Origin of the sequence: Rossellomorea sp. SC111, from assembly GCF_024733565.1 — a bacterium.
GTDB lineage: Bacteria > Bacillota > Bacilli > Bacillales > Bacillaceae_B > Rossellomorea.
In genome coordinates this window covers 148,665-165,365 of sequence record NZ_JANIOC010000007.1, presented here as the reverse complement: position 1 = coordinate 165,365, position 16,701 = coordinate 148,665, and the positions used below count along the sequence as shown (strand labels likewise).

Here is a 16,701-nt window from a genome sequence, read left to right as displayed (position 1 = left end):
GCAAGTATCATGCCAATCTTTCATTCAATGCTGTATTTTTTCATTTTTCTGACTACCGAAGGCTGACTGATCCCAAGATTTTGTGCCATGACAGTCGTCGTTTTATACTGATGCCTCGCTTTCTTCAGCACCTGCTCTTCAACCGCTTCAAGAATGTCTTTCAGTGATTGTCCTTCACGGTCAAACGCTGAAAGATCACCACTCTGCTTTATGTATCGACCCGGAAGGTTCTCCATCTCAATGATCTGCCTGGAGGATGTGACAATCAGCCTTTCGATCAGGTTCATCAACTCCCTGACATTCCCTTTCCATTCCTGAATGAGAAGCTGATGGATGACCCCTTCATCCAAGGTCCTCCGGCGCTGATATTTTTCACAAAAATAGCTCACAAAATAATCGATCATCGTTATAATATCCGATGTCCGCTCCCTTAAAGGCGGGATGGTGATGGGAACGACATTCAGACGAAAGAATAAATCCTGCCTGAATTCCCTGTTCTCAACGGCCATCTCCAAATCCCTGTTCGTCGCTGCCAAAACCCGAAAGTCCACCTTCCTTTGCTTCGTACCGCCTACCCGGTAAAATTGTTTCTCTTGGATGAATTTTAAAATTTTCACTTGATTAGGTTGTGACAGCTCCCCGATTTCATCGAGAAAAAGAGTCCCGCCTTCTGCAAGTTCAGCCAACCCTACCTTTCCCTTGCGATCTGCCCCTGTGAACGAGCCGGGTTCATAACCGAAGAACTCAGCTTCAAATAAGGATTCCGGTATCGCACCGCAATTAACCTCAATGAAAGGTCCCCCTTTTCTTTGGCTTTTATTATGGATGAATTTCGCAATATGGGACTTGCCGACACCGGATTCCCCCAGCAACAGAACATTCACATCCACTTCTGCGACTTGAAGGGCAATCTGGAGAACCCTCTTCATCTCATCACTTGTGGCAATGATCCCTTCCGAATAATAGTGGCGGCTCCTGAGAATTTCAAGTTCGCTTTTCACCCTTTCCATCTCATCTTCCATGTCCTCTAAGTATTTCTTCATATTCAATAATTCCGTTACGTCATGTGAATAGCTGACGACCCGCACAAGCTCTCCATTTTCATGAAAAACCGGAATCCCTGTAACAAGAAGCTTTTTCCCTTCTTTACTTGTCTGAACCAGCGTAATTTTCTTTTTTTCCTTTAAAACCAATGGAGTCAAAATTGGGGTGAAGATTCCCTCTCTCTCAAGATCATAGACGGATTTCCCTACCATATCCTCTGATTTCACGTTATAAATGCCACCAGTCGCCTCACTGACTTTCAAAATGATCCCGTCTGTATTCGTTACTAAAATATCGTCCTGCAATGAGTGAAGAATGGCTTCGTTTTCATTCCAACTTTTTTTCGTCTCAGTCACCACGGACACTCCCTTCCTCTTACTTGGAATATTCAATTATGAATAATTCCACTGAATTTATTTATATTAATCCATTTATACCAGACTATTTTGATTTTTTATACATTTTTGAATAATTTATTTAAATATGTATAAATTCTATCCTCTTACAAAAACAATTATTTTACTATTCAAACCATTTCGATTATCATTTTGGTAAGACTGTTAAAGGAGGGCTAGGGATGACATATACATTAACGTTGGAACACGCTAAAGAGATGGATAAACAGGATACGCTTGCCCATTTCCGAAAGGAATTCTACATAAAGGAAAATCATTATTATATGGACGGGAACTCCTTGGGGCTACTCTCGAAGCGAGCCGAGGAGTCGCTTTTGACCTCATTGAATGATTGGAAGGAGCATGGCATCGACGGCTGGATGGACGGGCAGGAGCCGTGGTTCTATTATTCTGAAAAGCTTGGAGAAATGACGGCTCCTTTAGTGGGTGCGGAAAAGGAAGAAGTCATTGTCACGGGTTCGATCACGACGAATCTTCATCAGTTACTGGCCACATTCTATCAACCTCACGAAAAGCGAACGAAGATTCTGGCAGATGAACTGACTTTCCCGTCGGATATTTACGCGGTTCAAAGTCAGCTGGAATTAAAGGGGTATTCCCCTGATGAACATTTGGTCCAGGTGAAAAGCAGGGATGGGTACACCCTGCGTGAGGAAGACATCATTCTTCAGATGACCGATGAGATCGCCCTTATCCTATTACCTTCCGTCCTTTACAGAAGCGGGCAGCTGCTGGATATCAAACGCTTGACGGAGGAAGCCCATAAACGTGATATTGTCATCGGATTTGACCTCGCTCATTCGATCGGGGCCCTTCCTCATCAGCTCCACGAAGACGGGGTGGACTTTGCGGTATGGTGCAATTACAAATACTTAAACAGCGGACCGGGCGGTGTCGGGGGATTGTTCGTTCACAAACGGCACAGGGGGAAAAAGCCCGGTCTTTCCGGCTGGTTCAGTTCCCGGAAAGATGCGCAGTTTGATATGGATCATACGCTCTCTCATGCCGATTCTGCCGGCGCATTCCAAATCGGAACCCCCCATATTTTGAGTAGCGCACCCCTCCTCGGCTCCCTGCAGTTATTTGAAGAAGCCGGGATGGAGAATCTGAGACAGAAATCCCTATCTCTTACAAGGTTCATGATGGATGTATTCCAACAGGAGCTTAACGGATTTGGATTTACCATCTGTAATCCCCTTGAAGATGATCGTCGGGGGGGACATATCAGTCTGCAGCATGAAGAAGCGGCAAGAATCTGCAAAGCCTTGAAAGCAAATAGGGTGACACCTGACTTCCGGGCACCGAATGTGATCCGGCTGGCACCGGTGGCTTTTTACTCGTCGTACGAAGATGTCTGGGAAACGATACACATCTTGAAGAACATCATGGAAAAAGAAGAATACAAGCAGTTTGAAAATACACGGAATGTTATCGCTTAACACGGAAAGGAAGAGGCAATCATGAAAATGATCGATATTTCAAGACCCCTGCATAATGAAACGCCTGTTTGGCCGGGAGACACGCCTTTTTCCTTCTCCTTGAATTGGACAAAGGAAGAAACCGGATCCGTCAATGTCGGACAGCTGACCATGAGCTCCCATACCGGCACCCATGTGGATGCTCCCTTCCACTTCGACAGTGACGGGCAAAGGGTACTCGATATGTCCCCAGAACGTTTTATGGGACCGGCCATCGTGGTTTCGTTGGAGGATACGCCGGAAATCAGTCCTGACCGATTAAGGGAAATCGACTTTACTGATGTCAAAAAAGTTCTGTTTAAAACCAATGCCTGGAGTGATCCAAATCGCTTCCCCGGGCAGATTCCCCCTATCACGAAGGAACTTGCTCTTTTTTTAAAGGAAAAGGGCATTGATCTGATCGGGGTGGATCTTCCCTCTGTTGATCCTTTGGACAGCAAGGAATTGGAGGCCCATCACTCTTTGCGTGAACACGACATCGGAATTCTGGAAGGGATCGACCTTACCCATGTAACCCCTGGGATATACGAACTGATAGCCCTCCCCCTCCCTCTTAAAGAAGGGGATGGTTCCCCGGTTCGTGCCGTTTTGATTGACCGAACGTAAAATCGCGAACCTTTTTGTCCTTCGGGTCGAATATATCCCCACTCCTTTTTCATAGACTGATAGTAGACGTATAGAATCATATACATGAAAGAGTCAGAAAAAAGGAGTGGGGCTAATGGGAATTACCATCACCATCGGTTTTATCGTGATACTCGGAATGATCATGGGTATTCTTATTTATTTTTTAAGACAGGCTTTGGATTCGAAAGATTCGAAGAAGGTTGATTCGCGGGATGATCATTTTTCGCAGTGACGGATCCGTTTATTGACGCGACAAACCTCAAAAAAAGCCCCGGCCTCCTGTCAATTTCAGGACGCTGGGGCTTTTTTATTCTATAATTTCCTTTTCTCCCAGTTTCATCGGGCTTGAACAAAGGGGACAAATTTTGGATTCGGTATCTTCATGGGTTTCCGGCCTCTGCCAGGCAATGCACTTTGCATTTGTGCACACCCAGGCAAGAATCTTACTCACCTTTCCACTTCTCGGCTTTTTAGAAGGTTTCGGCTCAGCGTTTGGTGTCTGTTTGAATAAGTCCGAAATAAAACGCGAGCTCTTCCGCTGTTCGCCTTGATAATAAGCAGGGGAAGAAATGAATAATTTCTCTTTTGCCCTCGTGATGGCTACATAAGCAAGGCGCCTCTCTTCCTCCACTGCACCTGTCGTCTTCTCCTTCTGGTCCGGGTCCTTATACACCTTATCCTCGAGCTTATTGGCATTAAGGGCAGAACTGTGGGGAAGATTCCCTTCGATGGCCCCGATTAAAAACACGACGGGGAACTCAAGGCCCTTTGAGCGGTGGATCGTCATGAGGGAAACACTGTTTGTGTCTTTGTTCCCTCTTTGATTCGAATAGATTTCCTCATACTTCGCTTTCATCTCATCAATAAAGGTAATGAAGCTTGAAATCGTATCAAAGCGCTTTGCCGAGCCTTCAAGCTCATCCAGCATTTCTTTAATGAGCTCCTTCTGTTCAGTCACCACGTGAGATTCCTGGGCATCGATGTACTGGTGATAGAATTCCTTCCGGATGCGTTTGATGGCACTTTCCGGTGACTGGTCACCGATCTCCTTCAGGAACTTCATCCGTTCTTTCACATTCTTCACCTGGAAAGGCTTCAAACCGGATAGAGTCGTTAAGTGAATGAGGGGATATTTCTTCCGCTCTTTCTGTTCTTCTTCCAGGATGTGAGCCATTCCCCGGTCCCTTCGGATAAAAAGGGTGGGCAGCAGCGATTCCATGGCTGAGAAATTTCTTGGGACGATCGATAATCGCAAGTAATCCACCACGGGTTTCACGGTCCAGTTATCATAGAAAAGGGAATCCTTTTGATTGTATGGTGTGAAGGGAATCTCCTTTAACAGGAGCTGCTCGAAGACGGCACGTCCACTGCTCATCGTACGGTGGAGAATCGTCATATCCCCATAACCATAGCCTTCATCCAGTAATCTATGAATCTCTTCTGTGATCCAGACGGCTTCTTCATCGGCTGTAGCGGGTCTTGAATAAAGAGGCTTCTGTCCCTCCACTTTTGTGGCAAGCAGCTCTTTCTTCCGCCGGTGATCATTCCGCCCGATGACTTCATTCCCGAGTCCGATGATATAGGCGTCTGACCGGTAGTTTTCTTTCAGGGTCACGACTTTGGCATCGGGAAACTCCTCATCAAAATCCAAAATGAATTCGTTCCGGGCGCCGTTAAAAGTGTAAATCGTTTGATCATCATCCCCGACCACGAACAAATTCCGATGAGCCGCAATCAATTTGATCAGTTCATATTGGACCAGATTCGTATCCTGGAATTCATCGACCATCACATACTGGAAACGGTGCTGAAGCGAAGTCAGCAGATTCGGGTTCCCTAATAATAGTTGATACGCCTCTGTCAAAATATCATCAAAATCCATCTTGTGATTCATACGCTTCCACTCTTCATATTTTATGAGGATGCTTCGCACTTCTTTTTCTGACTTCGACTTCTCAGGGAGCTCCCGTATATCTTTCTGATTCAGCTTATAATGAGAAAGCTTGGCAAGGAGCGTCTCGGCGTCATACGGATCATAAATATTCATTTCTCTCTGGATCTGCTTCAAAATGATTTGTTTATAGCGCTCGTTCCCGATCACTTCCTGTGTGTAATGACGGGATCTGAGTAAATAGAGGAAAAGGGCATGAAACGTGCTGGCATGAACCTGTCCACCATGCTCAGCTCCCGGAAGCCTTGCAATCCGCTGCTTCATTTCTTCAGAGGCTTTCTTCGTGAATGTGACAAGCAAAATATTTCTTGGCTGAATATTTTTCACTGCCATCAAGTAGCCTGCACGGCAGACAAGAACTGTCGTCTTTCCCGTTCCCGCCCCTGCAAGGGTCAAGCATGGCCCTTGCACATGACGGACTGCTTCAATCTGTGCCGCATTCAGATGAATGCCCGCTTCCTCCATCGTCCGAAAGAAAAAAGCATCCTCATCACGGGAGGATATCAGCTGCTTCGTAGTCTCTCCCTTATGGAGCGGTGCCATGGGGATCTCTTTCTTATCTGCTTCATATGGGTAAATGGAATAGTTGGATAATACCTTATTCAAAGCTCATTCTCCTAGCTTTTCTTTACGATTCATAACCTTCTCATCATAACAAGAGCCCTTCGTGAATAGCAATGACAATCTCAGGTCGAAAGGTATAGACCACTGGATAAGAAAATACTGTTAAACGATTGTTTAATCCCCCCAACCCTAGTAGAATAAATGTTTTGAAACACTAATCAAACGTTTGTTTAAATCCAATATGCTTCACAAGGATTAATAGATTGAAAGAAAAGGTAATAGAACACTAGGTGATAAACAATGAAACTAACAAAATGGGGCTTTACCCGCTTCAACAGCATAAAAGCAGAATTTGACCACTTCCCCCACTCCCTTGTCATCCTAAGAAAAATCAGAAACTACTATTTCATAAACAAAATCCACTGGTCCCACCTTGACCCCGTGGTCGAAACCCATCATCTAGAGCAAATGGAATTGCTGGTGAATAGGGAAATGGATCTGGAGGAGAATTACCTTAAGAGGAGATTGGATTAAATGCTAGAATTAAGTGTTTGGATTATCCATGCCTTATAAGTGATATTCAATGAGATGCACAGAGTGGAATGTAGCGGAAGGTGCTCGACTCCTGCGGGGAAACAACGATAAGCGGAGGCGGCTTGCTCAGCCCCGACAAGCATAAGATGAATGGGCCTAAGAAGGCGTTTTTGCCTTCTTGGACCATTTAGCTTATGACCTCGAAGGGCTAGCCGCCGGAGCTGGACAAGGGTAGGACACCACTTGAAGCCCGAGGAGGCTCAACTCACGCCCCGCGGAAAGCGAGCACCTGCAGCGGAAAGGAACGGTCTCCGTTTTTTTGAATCCGATTTCCGAAGCTACTACACCAAAGATCTTTTAAAAAAACAAGAAAAATTAAGATAAAGTAAGATAACCGCCCATTTCAATTCAAAAATCACCCAAAATCGCACTATATTGATTATTCTGAACATTTGCATTAATTTTATAATTTGTTAATATATAATTAATAAATGATTTACAAAACAATCTTTAAAGGAAGGCGTGATTCCAATGAAATGAGTTAGCAAAGCATGTCAGCATCACATCTCGCTTTTGAGATCGGCCCGTGAAAACTGATTTCAAGATGTGTGGATATGCGGGAATGCGCAATCTTAATTCAGGAGATGATTCCAATGAAGAGTGTAAGCGAAGCATGCTAACATCATGGTACGCAAGAAGATAGCCCGTGAAAACTATCTTCGTAACATGTGGGCGTGTGGGGAAATCAGCGGCAAATGAAAATAAACTAATAAACCATGCAAGACCATTAATTTAATGTTAAATGAATGTTACGTATGTGTATTAGTAAGAAAGGATAGGAAAGTTAATTGAATAAGGTTTACTTAAGTTAAGGCGCTGTTTATGTGGTATAGGCATAAGCAGCGTCTTAAATTTGTGGTCAATATTCTTCTTTTAATAAAGAGCAAACAGCTGCATCGCAAAAAGCGCCTTTTTCAAATGCCGCTTTTCTCAATATGCCTTCAAACGTAAAGCCGGCTTTTTCAAGACTATTCTTCGATGCCACATTTTCAGGATCGTAATACGCTTCAATCCGATTAAGATTCATTTCTTCAAAGCCGTATCTCAGGATCGGCTGTAATACTTCTGTGAGAACCCCTTGTCTCCAATAGGATGGATGCACCTCAAACCCCACCTCGGCTTTAAAATGTTCTTTTTCCCATTGATGAAACCCGCAGCTTCCAATGATCTCGCCGGATCCTTTCAGGGCAATCCCCCACCGGATCCCTTCATTTATATGAAACCTTTCGTTCCACTTCTCGATGATCTCTACTGCCTGTTTTTCCTCTTGAAATGTGTCCAAATCATAATATCTGGTGACTTCATCTTTTGAGAAATAATCAAAAACACGGGGAGCATCCCCTTCTTTCATCTGCCGTAAGCGAAATCTTTCTGTTTCAAGTGCCGGAAAAGTTCGTGTCAACATTTTCATTCTCCTTTGCTTCTTGTTCTCCTTAAGTATTCAACACGGGATTTTCCAATGCCTTCTTGAAAGAGAAATTTTTTATAAAATCGCCGATTGTGTTCTTTCCTTCATCTGGTTACAATCGATGTATTAGATGAAAAAGGATGGGGATTGTGATGAAAGCGGATAAACTACTGGTAAGTACAGCCCTATTCACCGGGAATGCGACTTCTCCAATCGACGGCTTCGTTGCAGTAAAAGATGATGTGATCATCGGGGTTGGTTCCCGTTCGGAGATGGAGAGTTTCATAGGACCCTCTACGGACATCAAGGATGCCGGAAACCGGCTGGTGACGGCAGGGTTCCATGACTTTCATCTGCATTGGTTTTTAGGAGCGATGTTTGAAGGGTTTTGTCAACTGACTTTCGGATATACCGAGGAAATGACAGCGAGAATGGTGGCGGAATATGCCCAGGAACATCCCGATGAGGAGTGGATACTTGGATTCGGATGGCATCATGTTCGCTGGCCGGACCAGACTCTTCCCACTCGCCATTCATTGGATCGACACCTGCCCCACCGCCCCGTTGTGCTGCTCAACGAAGAAGCACATAGCGCATGGCTGAATACTGCTGCCCTCGAGAAATTGGGGATCCACAGTGATACTCCCGAACCTCCTTTCGGAAAGATTGAAAAAGATGCCAACGGTGAACCAACCGGATTTTTATATGAGACGGCAGTAAAGTATGTGGCGGAAGTTTTTACATTTGAGAAGAAAGTAAAGGACAGATTGATGAACGGAATGCTGAAGAAGACGGCATCCTACGGAATCACTTCTGTTGGTGACATGCTGCCTCTTCCCGGTTATACATTGGGAGATCCCGGGTTTTATCGGGAATTTGAAGAAAAAGGGGAATTGACGACACGCATTCACTTCCTGGACGTGCTGGATGGTGATCTCGAGCGTGGTAGATATTATAGGGAGGCCTATCAGTCGGATAAGCTTCGGTTTTCAGGTTTGAAGCAGTTCCTGGATGGGGTCCCCCTGACGTATACCGGTTATTTGCTTCAGCCATACACTGACCGGCCCGCTGAAAAAGGCGGGACCATATATGAACCACATGTGTATCAAAAATGGATCGAGGATGCGGACCGGGAAGGGTTCCGGATTCGCCTTCACGCTTGCGGGGATGCAGCCGTCCGTTTGGGTCTGGATGTGTATGAGCATGCGCAGAAAATCAATGGGGTCCGGGACTCGAGGCATACAATCGAACATATTGAAGTGTGCGACCCACATGATTTCGAGCGATTCCGGGAACTCGGAGTCATTGCATCCATCCAGCCGGAGCATCTCACGTCCGGTTCGATGGATTCCCATGCTTATCTGGACAGACTCGGGATGGAGCGGGCACGCTATACGTGGCCGATCGCTTCATTGCAGAAGCATGGCGCATCCATTTCGTTCGGAACGGACTTTCCGATTGTGGACTTGAATCCGATGCTCGGCCTTTACAGGGCAGTCACCAGGAAACATGAAGACGGTTCTCCTAAAGGAGGATGGAATCCTCAGGAGAAAATTTCGTTGGCGCATGCCCTGATTCATTACACGAAATCCCCTGCTTACGGAAATTTCAGGGAACATGATTTAGGAACGATTGAAGTCGGAAAGAAAGCTGATTTAGCCGTTTTAGACCGGAATCCATTCGAAGTTGATGTGGAGGAACTCCTTGAGACGACTGTGTGGATGACAATGATGGACGGCAGGATTACGTATAAAAAATAGCTGCAGCTTAAAAATAAATAGAGGTCCGTCCCTCACATCCGGGGACGGACCTCTATTTTTATTTTGTTTCCGGTTCTTGCAGTCCGCCGCCGCGGATGGTTTTTTCCTTGAATGGGAGGTTGAGTTCTTTGCTCAGTTTTTCAAGGAAGCTCAGTTCACGCTTGGACACGAGGCAGATGACGGTTCCTTCCGCACCCATGCGGCCGGTTCTTCCTGAACGGTGAATGTACTGCTTCGTGTCGCTCGGGAAATCGAAATGAATCACGTGTGTGACATCCGTGATATCGAGGCCCCGTGCCGCGACATCGGTGGTCAGAAGCATGGACACCTTACCTGAGCGGAAGCGGTCCAAGGATTGCTTGCGCTCCATCTTGTTCGATTCTCCTGCGAGTACCTCGAGCTCGACTCCCTTATATTTAAGTTTCTCTTCCATTTCAGAGAGTCTCTCCAGTTGATTAAAGAATACAAGTGCCTTGATCCCTTTGAAATAAGAGATACTCCTGAGGGCTTCCACCTTATCCCGCAGTTCACTATACACAAAGACATGATCCACTTTCGGATTATCGAGGTTGGCTTCCATTTTGACAATTTCATGATTCTGTAAGAGAGAGTCGGCTACTTGTTCCGTTTCATCTGATAAAGTGGCAGAGAAGAAAAGCACCTGACGCTCTTTCAAGGTTGATTTGATGATATCCTTCACTTCCCGGATATGTTCTGATGAAATCATTAAGTCAAACTCATCGACGACGATGGTTTTCACTTCATGCATCTTCAGTTTTTTCATTTTCATCAGTTCGATCAGGCGACCTGTTGTTCCGACTACAATATGAGGCTTTTTCTTCAGCTTCTCGACTTGTTTCTTAACGTTCGCCCCACCGATGAAGGCAGCACTCGTAATGTCCGTCCCCTTAGCCCATTTCTGGATTTCCTGGTGGATCTGCATAACCAGTTCTCTTGATGGTGCAAGTATTACTGCCTGTGCCTGTTTTCTTGATGGATCGATGGCCTGGATGATCGGGAGTAAATAAGCCAGGGTTTTCCCGGTCCCCGTTGGTGATTCACATACGACATCTTTCCCTTCCATGATAAGGGGCACGACTTTTTCCTGTACGGGAGTGAATGCAGTAAACCCTGATTCTTCCCAGTTTTTCTGTAGTATTGGTGAATGGATGATGCTTGAGATTGAATTCATTCGTTTCGTCCTTTCTTAATCGGCAAAGGCAGAAGGCTCCTCATCTTCCGCAGGTGGGTAAGCTGATTTCCACTGCCGTTCCTTTTTCTATATCACTTTGAAAGTGTATATGTCCTTTATGGCGCTGGATGATTTTTTTGCATACGGCAAGTCCCAGGCCAGTACCTTTTTCTTTCGTCGAGTAAAACGGCTCTCCCAGATGTTCGATTCTGCCAGGCTCCATGCCGACTCCATTATCCTTCACGATTACCTGGGCGTTTGTCCCTTTCTCTTCCAACGTGATTGAGACCTTCCCATCCCTGGATGCGGGAATGGCTTCCACGGCATTTTTTATGATATTGATGAAAACCTGTTTAAGCTGATTTGACTCACCTAATACATACAAAGGTTTCTCAGACAGGTTCTCATATATCATGGACACATTATCAAGATTTGCCTGTGCTTCCATCAGGACGAGGACCTGTTGGAGGATATCGTCAAGTCTTTCATGACTGAAATGGGTTTCTTGTTGTTTTCCAAGAATCAGCATCTCACCTGAAATCAAATCGATTCGATCCACTTCAGAGAGCATTATGTCCAAATGATCGTGGTTGATGGTATTGGTCGTTTGCATAAGTTGGATAAACCCCTTGAGAGATGTGAGGGGGTTGCGAATTTCATGGGCAACGGCCGCTGCTAACTGACCAATAACGGAAAGTTTCTCAGATGCGACCACCATTTCTTCGTTTTCCCGATTCAGTGTGATATCCCTTGCGATTGCGAACATTCCTGTCACCTCTCGATTAATGATAATCGGAACGAGGGAGCACCTGAGGATCTTTCCTTTATTATCGCCGATATGGATCTTCGTTTCAAAGGTAGATGCGAGCCCTTTGAATGTAGCGAAAAAGTAGTCTGTCACCCGCTTCATTTCTTCTTCATCCAAGAATTTACTGAATTTCACTTCCTTCAACTCATCATGGGTGAATTCAAGTAGCCCCTCAGCTTCGGCGTTCACGGATACAACATGCCCATCCAGGCTCAGCTCTAAGACGGCATCGGGATTTTGTTCGAACAGGGAATGATAATGCTGATTCCTTATTTGGAGCTGCTTCTCCTTTTTCGACAGTTTCTCGTTGGAGAGAATCAGCTCATTTGTCCTTCGGTAAATGAGGAAAAAAATGATGATACCTGTTACAAACGTAAATAACCAGCCCTTATAGCGCTGAAAATAAATATACATACTAAGCTTTTCATGTGCGATGATCATGGAAACATAATCTGACAACACAATCCATAATGCGCCTAACAATACATAGGTGACGGATATTTTCAAGGCAATATCTTTAGCTTGTTTCATGATGTGAAGTTCACCTAAATTCCAATAGTCTTTCCCCTATGGTTTCTCAGTTCTTATCCATTTATCAAAAATACTCATAAGACAGAAATATGAGAGTATCTTCATCTGTTCCATTTACTTTTACAACACACATAATAATAACATAGGCAGCCTGTATGAAGAGAATAAATAATAAGATGAACCACGGATTTCAGAGGATCTTTTACATCCATGAGGCGCCTCCACCCGTTCACACTGCTGACTATATCCTTTTCATCCATCTATTCTCCCTATTCCCCCCAAAGAAACCCTGTCCTTTTTCCTAATTTTTCAAATTGGTGTTTATTTTTCTAAGGGAAGGTAAAAAGAGAACAATATGATAGTGAAGGCAGGTGATGCGAATGTTAAGTATGATGTATGGGAGCAAACCTTTCAGTAAAAGCGGTACAATCACCCTACCCCATAAATGGAGGGAAAAGTTTGGACTGCTGCCGGGAAAACTTGCAGAGCTCGTCTATCAAAACAATTGCCTCTATATTAAGCAGGCCACGCGGGACTCAACCCATAACAAACGCTACATCTCAGAAAAAGGAACGGTCCACATCCCGAAAGAACTGCGGGAAGAAATGGGCATGACGTATCCATCCTCCTACTGCCTGCACATCAACGAAAAAGACAACTGTTTTATGATCACAAGGGAAAAATAATAAAACGAGGTCCGTCCCTCTCCGCTTTAAAGCGATGAGGGACGGACCTTTGGTTGTTGGGTGGTGATGCTGCTTCCCGTTTGGGAGATGGATAGTTTGCGGACGTCCATGGTCGGGAATGATTGTTCGAGCTGGCGGAAGAGCCATTCACTTGCTTCCCGCTCCACAAAGCAGGCAACCGTTGGGCCGGCCCCGCTTAAAGCGACGCCGAAAGCACCGAATCGATCCGCCACTTTTTCAACAGCATCGTAATGGGGAAGAAGCTTTCTCCGGTGAGGCTGATGATAACGATCCCGCCTCATCATTTTCCCGACCATTTCCCAATCACCAGTCAGGAACGCCGCCACTAATACATTCGATATCGCTCCGGCCCCCACAGATTCTGAAAACGATAGTGTGGACGGAAGGACATTTCTCGAATCCGATGTTTTCAGCTCTGCTTTCGGGATGACACATACCACATCAATCGGAAGGTCAGGTACCGTTATCAGGTTAACACCCTTTTCATGCTGACAACTGACGACAAACCCTCCGTAGAGCGATGCCCCTACGTTATCGGGATGACCTTCAAAACGATTGGCAAGCACCAGTTTCGTTTCCTGGGTCAAGTTGAGACCGCATAATACATTGGCGAGCTCGACTCCTGCCACGACGGCCGCTGCACTGGATCCGAGTCCCCTCGTCAAAGGGATATCACTTGATACGTACAAGTGACACGGAACAGGCTTCTTTCCATATTCATCCGCCACTTCCTTGACGACTTCAATGATGAAATGCGACTCATCAGTCGGAAAAACCTCCAGGGCCGCTGACAAAGGAGTCACCCCCCAGTCGTCTGCTTCATGTGCCTCAACGGTTAGGAAGACATTCAAAGCTAAACCAAGGGAATCAAATCCGGCCCCTAGATTAGCTGTGCTTCCTGGGACGACGATTTTCCAAGAGCGCTGTTCCCTGGCCTTCATACCCCGATCGTTCCCTTGATATAATCCTTCACCATTTCACGATCGTTTGGCAGCTTAGCAGGCGTCACCGGGCTGCACTCCATGGCTGTAACCGGATCTTTCAAGCCATTCCCCGTCAATACGGCGACTACCTTCGACCCTTGTTCAAGCAGCCCTTTTTCCAATGACTTCTTAATCCCTGCGATGGAAGCACATGAAGCCGGTTCTGCAAAGATCCCTTCTTTCCTTGCCATAAGTTGATAGGCTTCCAGGATTTCTTCATCCGTCACTTCATCTATATGTCCGTTTGATTCCCTCAGCGCGTCGACGGCCAATGTCCAGCTTGCCGGGTTCCCGATACGGATGGCAGTGGCAATCGTTTCGGGCTGGGGAAATATGCGGTCATGGACGAGAGCCGCTGCCCCCGATGCTTCAAAGCCGAACATCCGTGGAAGCGTTGAAGCGCTGCGGTCAGAATATTCCTTGAATCCTTTCCAATATGCTGAAATATTCCCTGCATTCCCAACAGGTATCGCAAGCACATCTGGGGCTTCCCCCAATCCTTCTATAACCTCGAAAGCCGCCGTTTTCTGTCCTTCCAGTCGATATGGATTCACCGAATTCACAAGTGTGACGGATTCCGTTTCACTCAACTCCCGAACAATCTCGAGGGCCTCATCGAAATTCCCTTCGATTGAAATGATCTCGGCCCCGTACATGACGGCTTGAGCCAATTTCCCTTGAGCGATTTTCCCCTCCGGAATGACGACGATGCATTTGATTCCCGCCCTTGCTGCATAAGCTGCAGCTGATGCAGAAGTATTGCCTGTCGAAGCGCAAATGACCGTCGAGCTGCCGGACTCCACCGCTTTCGCAACGGCAAGGACCATCCCCCGGTCCTTAAAGGAACCTGTCGGGTTCGCCCCTTCCACCTTTGCATATAATTCGATGCCCCATTCCTCGGACAACGACTTCAGCTCGATCAATGGAGTGTTTCCTTCATTCAAACTTAAAAGGGGAGTATCTGCATTTAATGGAAGATGTTCTCCGTATTGTTCCAGTAGCCCTTTCCATCTCATCCTTTTTCTCCTCCTTCTACGCGGTATGAGCTTTCGATCGAATGAACCGCTTTATAATCCTTCAGCTCCATTAAGATATCTTCGTAATGCTCCAGGGATGCCTTATAAGTCACAAGGACGATTTCAGCAAACTCATCACTGTCCAGGGGATTCTGAAGTATTTTCTCGAAACCTACTCCGTGATCCGAGAAGATGGACGTCAGTTTGGCCAGAACGCCCACTTCGTCCTGAACATGCAGCCGCAGGAAATATTTCGAATGAATTTCATCAGGTTCTTTCAGTTTCTTCGGGTACTGGGGGTTCACGGCACTCTTCCCGTTCACACCCAGTCTCATATTCTTCATGATTCCCACCATATCCGATACAACAGCAGTCGCCGTCGGGAGACTTCCCGCCCCAGGACCGTAAAACATCGTTTCTCCCACCGCCTCGCCGTAAACGTACACGGCGTTATATTCATCGTGTACGGATGCGAGGGGATGTTCATTTTGTAGAAGTGTCGGCTCCACGCTTACCTCGACCTTCTCCCCTTCCCGATGGGCGTACCCGATGAGTTTCATCGTGTAGCCGAACTGTCCTGCATATTCAATGTCATCACCCGTTACTTCCGTGATGCCTTTTACCTTCACATCTGCCAGGTCCACATTCATGGAGAATCCCAGTGTGGACAAGATCGCCATTTTCCTCGCCGCATCCAATCCACCGACATCTGCCGTCGGATCCGCTTCTGCATAGCCGAGGTCCTGCGCTTCCTTAAGGACATCATCGAAGGTCCGTCCCTCTTTCGTCATCTTTGTCAGAATGAAGTTCGTCGTCCCGTTGACGATTCCCATCATTTTGGTGATGCGATCGGAGGCCAGGCCGTCTACTAAACTTCTTAAGATCGGGATGCCTCCCGCGACGCTGGCTTCATAGAATAAGTCACAGCCATTTTCGGAGGCCGCCCTTAATAATTCAGGTCCATGGAGCGCCATGAGATCTTTGTTTGCCGTTACGACATGCTTACCCTCGTTTAAAGCATGCAGGAGATGTTCCTTCGTTGCTTCGATTCCACCCATGACCTCGACCACAATATCAATTTCAGGGTCAAACAGGACTTCCTCAGGATTTAAGGTCAATATGCTGTTTTCGATATCCAGTCCCCTGTCTTTCTCTAAATCCTGAACGAGGGCTTTTTTCACCGTCACCGGGCAGCCAATTTGATGAGACAATTTATCCTGATGATTCTCTACTATCTTCACCACTCCGGCTCCCACCGTTCCGAGTCCTAAAAGTCCGATTGAAATTGATTCCATAAGCCGAAAACCTCCATTTGTTTATTTCTGGTGTACATTTGTATTTGTATAGTGGACATTATAGTTGAAAAAATTTCCTATTACAATAGGTTTTTGCGTATTTTCTGAATGTAAGAGCTTACAAGTTTAAATGATTGTGATGGTTCTGGATCATTCTAGTTATCTCCACGAATAATTTATGCTGGATTTGTACTTTTCAAGGATCACCTATGATTTGTTGATCTTTTTTCGGGTTGATGTGTGGCTTTTGTCTGTTATTGCGGCACCTTCTCCTGTTGTTGCGGCGCTTCCTATCCCAACTTGTAGATAATTGCGTCATGATTATGT

Annotated in this window: 14 protein-coding genes; 6 read left to right on the top strand and 8 right to left on the bottom strand. The window is 45.9% G+C overall.

Features of this window, described 5'->3' with window-relative positions:
* Positions 1-20 precede the first annotated feature (20 nt).
* Positions 21-1,400 carry a sigma-54 interaction domain-containing protein gene (locus tag NQ095_RS11100; RefSeq protein WP_258263530.1) on the bottom strand — a complete coding sequence of 460 codons (1,380 nt, stop codon included), beginning with the start codon at positions 1,398-1,400 and terminating at the stop codon, positions 21-23.
* A gap of 221 nt (positions 1,401-1,621) precedes the next feature.
* On the opposite strand from NQ095_RS11100, the gene kynU reads away from it, so the two are divergent.
* The 3 genes from kynU (at position 1,622) to NQ095_RS11085 (ending at position 3,797) form a co-directional block, all read left to right on the top strand.
* Positions 1,622-2,899 carry a kynureninase gene (gene kynU / locus NQ095_RS11095; protein WP_258263528.1) on the top strand — a complete coding sequence of 426 codons (1,278 nt, stop codon included), beginning with the start codon at positions 1,622-1,624 and terminating at the stop codon, positions 2,897-2,899.
* Between the two features lie 21 nt (positions 2,900-2,920).
* Entirely contained in the window at positions 2,921-3,544 is a 624-nt protein-coding gene (gene kynB / locus NQ095_RS11090) for an arylformamidase (RefSeq protein WP_258263527.1), read from the top strand.
* A gap of 115 nt (positions 3,545-3,659) precedes the next feature.
* Positions 3,660-3,797, top strand: a complete 138-nt coding sequence (locus tag NQ095_RS11085; protein ID WP_258263525.1) for a hypothetical protein — start codon at positions 3,660-3,662, stop codon at positions 3,795-3,797.
* Positions 3,798-3,872: 75 nt separating this feature from the next.
* Here NQ095_RS11085 and NQ095_RS11080 read toward each other — a convergent pair whose 3' ends face one another.
* A complete protein-coding gene (locus NQ095_RS11080; protein ID WP_309137636.1) occupies positions 3,873-6,122 on the bottom strand; it encodes a UvrD-helicase domain-containing protein in 2,250 nt (749 codons plus the stop codon).
* A 258-nt stretch (positions 6,123-6,380) separates the two neighbouring features.
* On the opposite strand from NQ095_RS11080, the gene NQ095_RS11075 reads away from it, so the two are divergent.
* Entirely contained in the window at positions 6,381-6,614 is a 234-nt protein-coding gene (locus tag NQ095_RS11075; protein ID WP_258263524.1) for a hypothetical protein, read from the top strand.
* A 919-nt stretch (positions 6,615-7,533) separates the two neighbouring features.
* Here NQ095_RS11075 and NQ095_RS11070 read toward each other — a convergent pair.
* On the bottom strand, positions 7,534-8,079 hold the full coding sequence (locus NQ095_RS11070) for a GNAT family N-acetyltransferase (RefSeq protein WP_309137635.1): 546 nt from the start codon (positions 8,077-8,079) through the stop codon (positions 7,534-7,536).
* A 155-nt stretch (positions 8,080-8,234) separates the two neighbouring features.
* Here NQ095_RS11070 and NQ095_RS11065 point away from each other — a divergent pair, with 155 nt between their 5' ends.
* On the top strand, positions 8,235-9,842 hold the full coding sequence (locus NQ095_RS11065; protein ID WP_258263608.1) for an amidohydrolase: 1,608 nt from the start codon (positions 8,235-8,237) through the stop codon (positions 9,840-9,842).
* 58 nt (positions 9,843-9,900) lie between these two features.
* Here NQ095_RS11065 and NQ095_RS11060 read toward each other — a convergent pair whose 3' ends face one another.
* Positions 9,901-11,034 carry a DEAD/DEAH box helicase gene (locus NQ095_RS11060; RefSeq protein WP_258263522.1) on the bottom strand — a complete coding sequence of 378 codons (1,134 nt, stop codon included), beginning with the start codon at positions 11,032-11,034 and terminating at the stop codon, positions 9,901-9,903.
* Between the two features lie 40 nt (positions 11,035-11,074).
* Positions 11,075-12,373 carry an ATP-binding protein gene (locus NQ095_RS11055; RefSeq protein ID WP_258263521.1) on the bottom strand — a complete coding sequence of 433 codons (1,299 nt, stop codon included), beginning with the start codon at positions 12,371-12,373 and terminating at the stop codon, positions 11,075-11,077.
* A gap of 380 nt (positions 12,374-12,753) precedes the next feature.
* Here NQ095_RS11055 and NQ095_RS11050 point away from each other — a divergent pair, with 380 nt between their 5' ends.
* A complete protein-coding gene (locus NQ095_RS11050; protein WP_152968534.1) occupies positions 12,754-13,059 on the top strand; it encodes an AbrB/MazE/SpoVT family DNA-binding domain-containing protein in 306 nt (101 codons plus the stop codon).
* A 26-nt stretch (positions 13,060-13,085) separates the two neighbouring features.
* Here NQ095_RS11050 and thrB read toward each other — a convergent pair whose 3' ends face one another.
* The 3 genes from thrB to NQ095_RS11035 are packed head-to-tail and all read right to left on the bottom strand — an operon-like array spanning position 13,086 to position 16,374.
* Positions 13,086-14,021, bottom strand: coding sequence for a homoserine kinase (thrB, locus tag NQ095_RS11045; protein ID WP_258263520.1), 936 nt, complete (start codon positions 14,019-14,021; stop codon positions 13,086-13,088).
* Positions 14,018-15,079, bottom strand: a complete 1,062-nt coding sequence (gene thrC, locus NQ095_RS11040) for a threonine synthase (protein ID WP_258263519.1) — start codon at positions 15,077-15,079, stop codon at positions 14,018-14,020. Before thrC ends, thrB begins: the two co-directional genes overlap by 4 nt.
* Entirely contained in the window at positions 15,076-16,374 is a 1,299-nt protein-coding gene (locus NQ095_RS11035; protein WP_258263518.1) for a homoserine dehydrogenase, read from the bottom strand. The genes thrC and NQ095_RS11035 overlap by 4 nt, the downstream gene beginning before the upstream one ends.
* Positions 16,375-16,701: the final 327 nt, after the last annotated feature.

Excerpts from the sequence above, each read along its gene's own strand:
- kynU (WP_258263528.1), top strand. The coding sequence starts at position 1,622 with ATGACATATACATTAACGTTGGAACACGCTAAAGAGATGGATAAACAG.
- kynB (WP_258263527.1), top strand. The coding sequence starts at position 2,921 with ATGAAAATGATCGATATTTCAAGACCCCTGCATAATGAAACGCCTGTT.
- NQ095_RS11085 (WP_258263525.1), top strand. The coding sequence starts at position 3,660 with ATGGGAATTACCATCACCATCGGTTTTATCGTGATACTCGGAATGATC.
- NQ095_RS11075 (WP_258263524.1), top strand. The coding sequence starts at position 6,381 with ATGAAACTAACAAAATGGGGCTTTACCCGCTTCAACAGCATAAAAGCA.
- NQ095_RS11070 (WP_309137635.1), bottom strand. The coding sequence starts at position 8,079 with ATGTTGACACGAACTTTTCCGGCACTTGAAACAGAAAGATTTCGCTTA.
- NQ095_RS11065 (WP_258263608.1), top strand. The coding sequence starts at position 8,235 with ATGAAAGCGGATAAACTACTGGTAAGTACAGCCCTATTCACCGGGAAT.
- NQ095_RS11060 (WP_258263522.1), bottom strand. The coding sequence starts at position 11,034 with ATGAATTCAATCTCAAGCATCATCCATTCACCAATACTACAGAAAAAC.
- NQ095_RS11055 (WP_258263521.1), bottom strand. The coding sequence starts at position 12,373 with ATGAAACAAGCTAAAGATATTGCCTTGAAAATATCCGTCACCTATGTA.
- NQ095_RS11050 (WP_152968534.1), top strand. The coding sequence starts at position 12,754 with ATGTTAAGTATGATGTATGGGAGCAAACCTTTCAGTAAAAGCGGTACA.
- thrB (WP_258263520.1), bottom strand. The coding sequence starts at position 14,021 with ATGAAGGCCAGGGAACAGCGCTCTTGGAAAATCGTCGTCCCAGGAAGC.
- thrC (WP_258263519.1), bottom strand. The coding sequence starts at position 15,079 with ATGAGATGGAAAGGGCTACTGGAACAATACGGAGAACATCTTCCATTA.
- NQ095_RS11035 (WP_258263518.1), bottom strand. The coding sequence starts at position 16,374 with ATGGAATCAATTTCAATCGGACTTTTAGGACTCGGAACGGTGGGAGCC.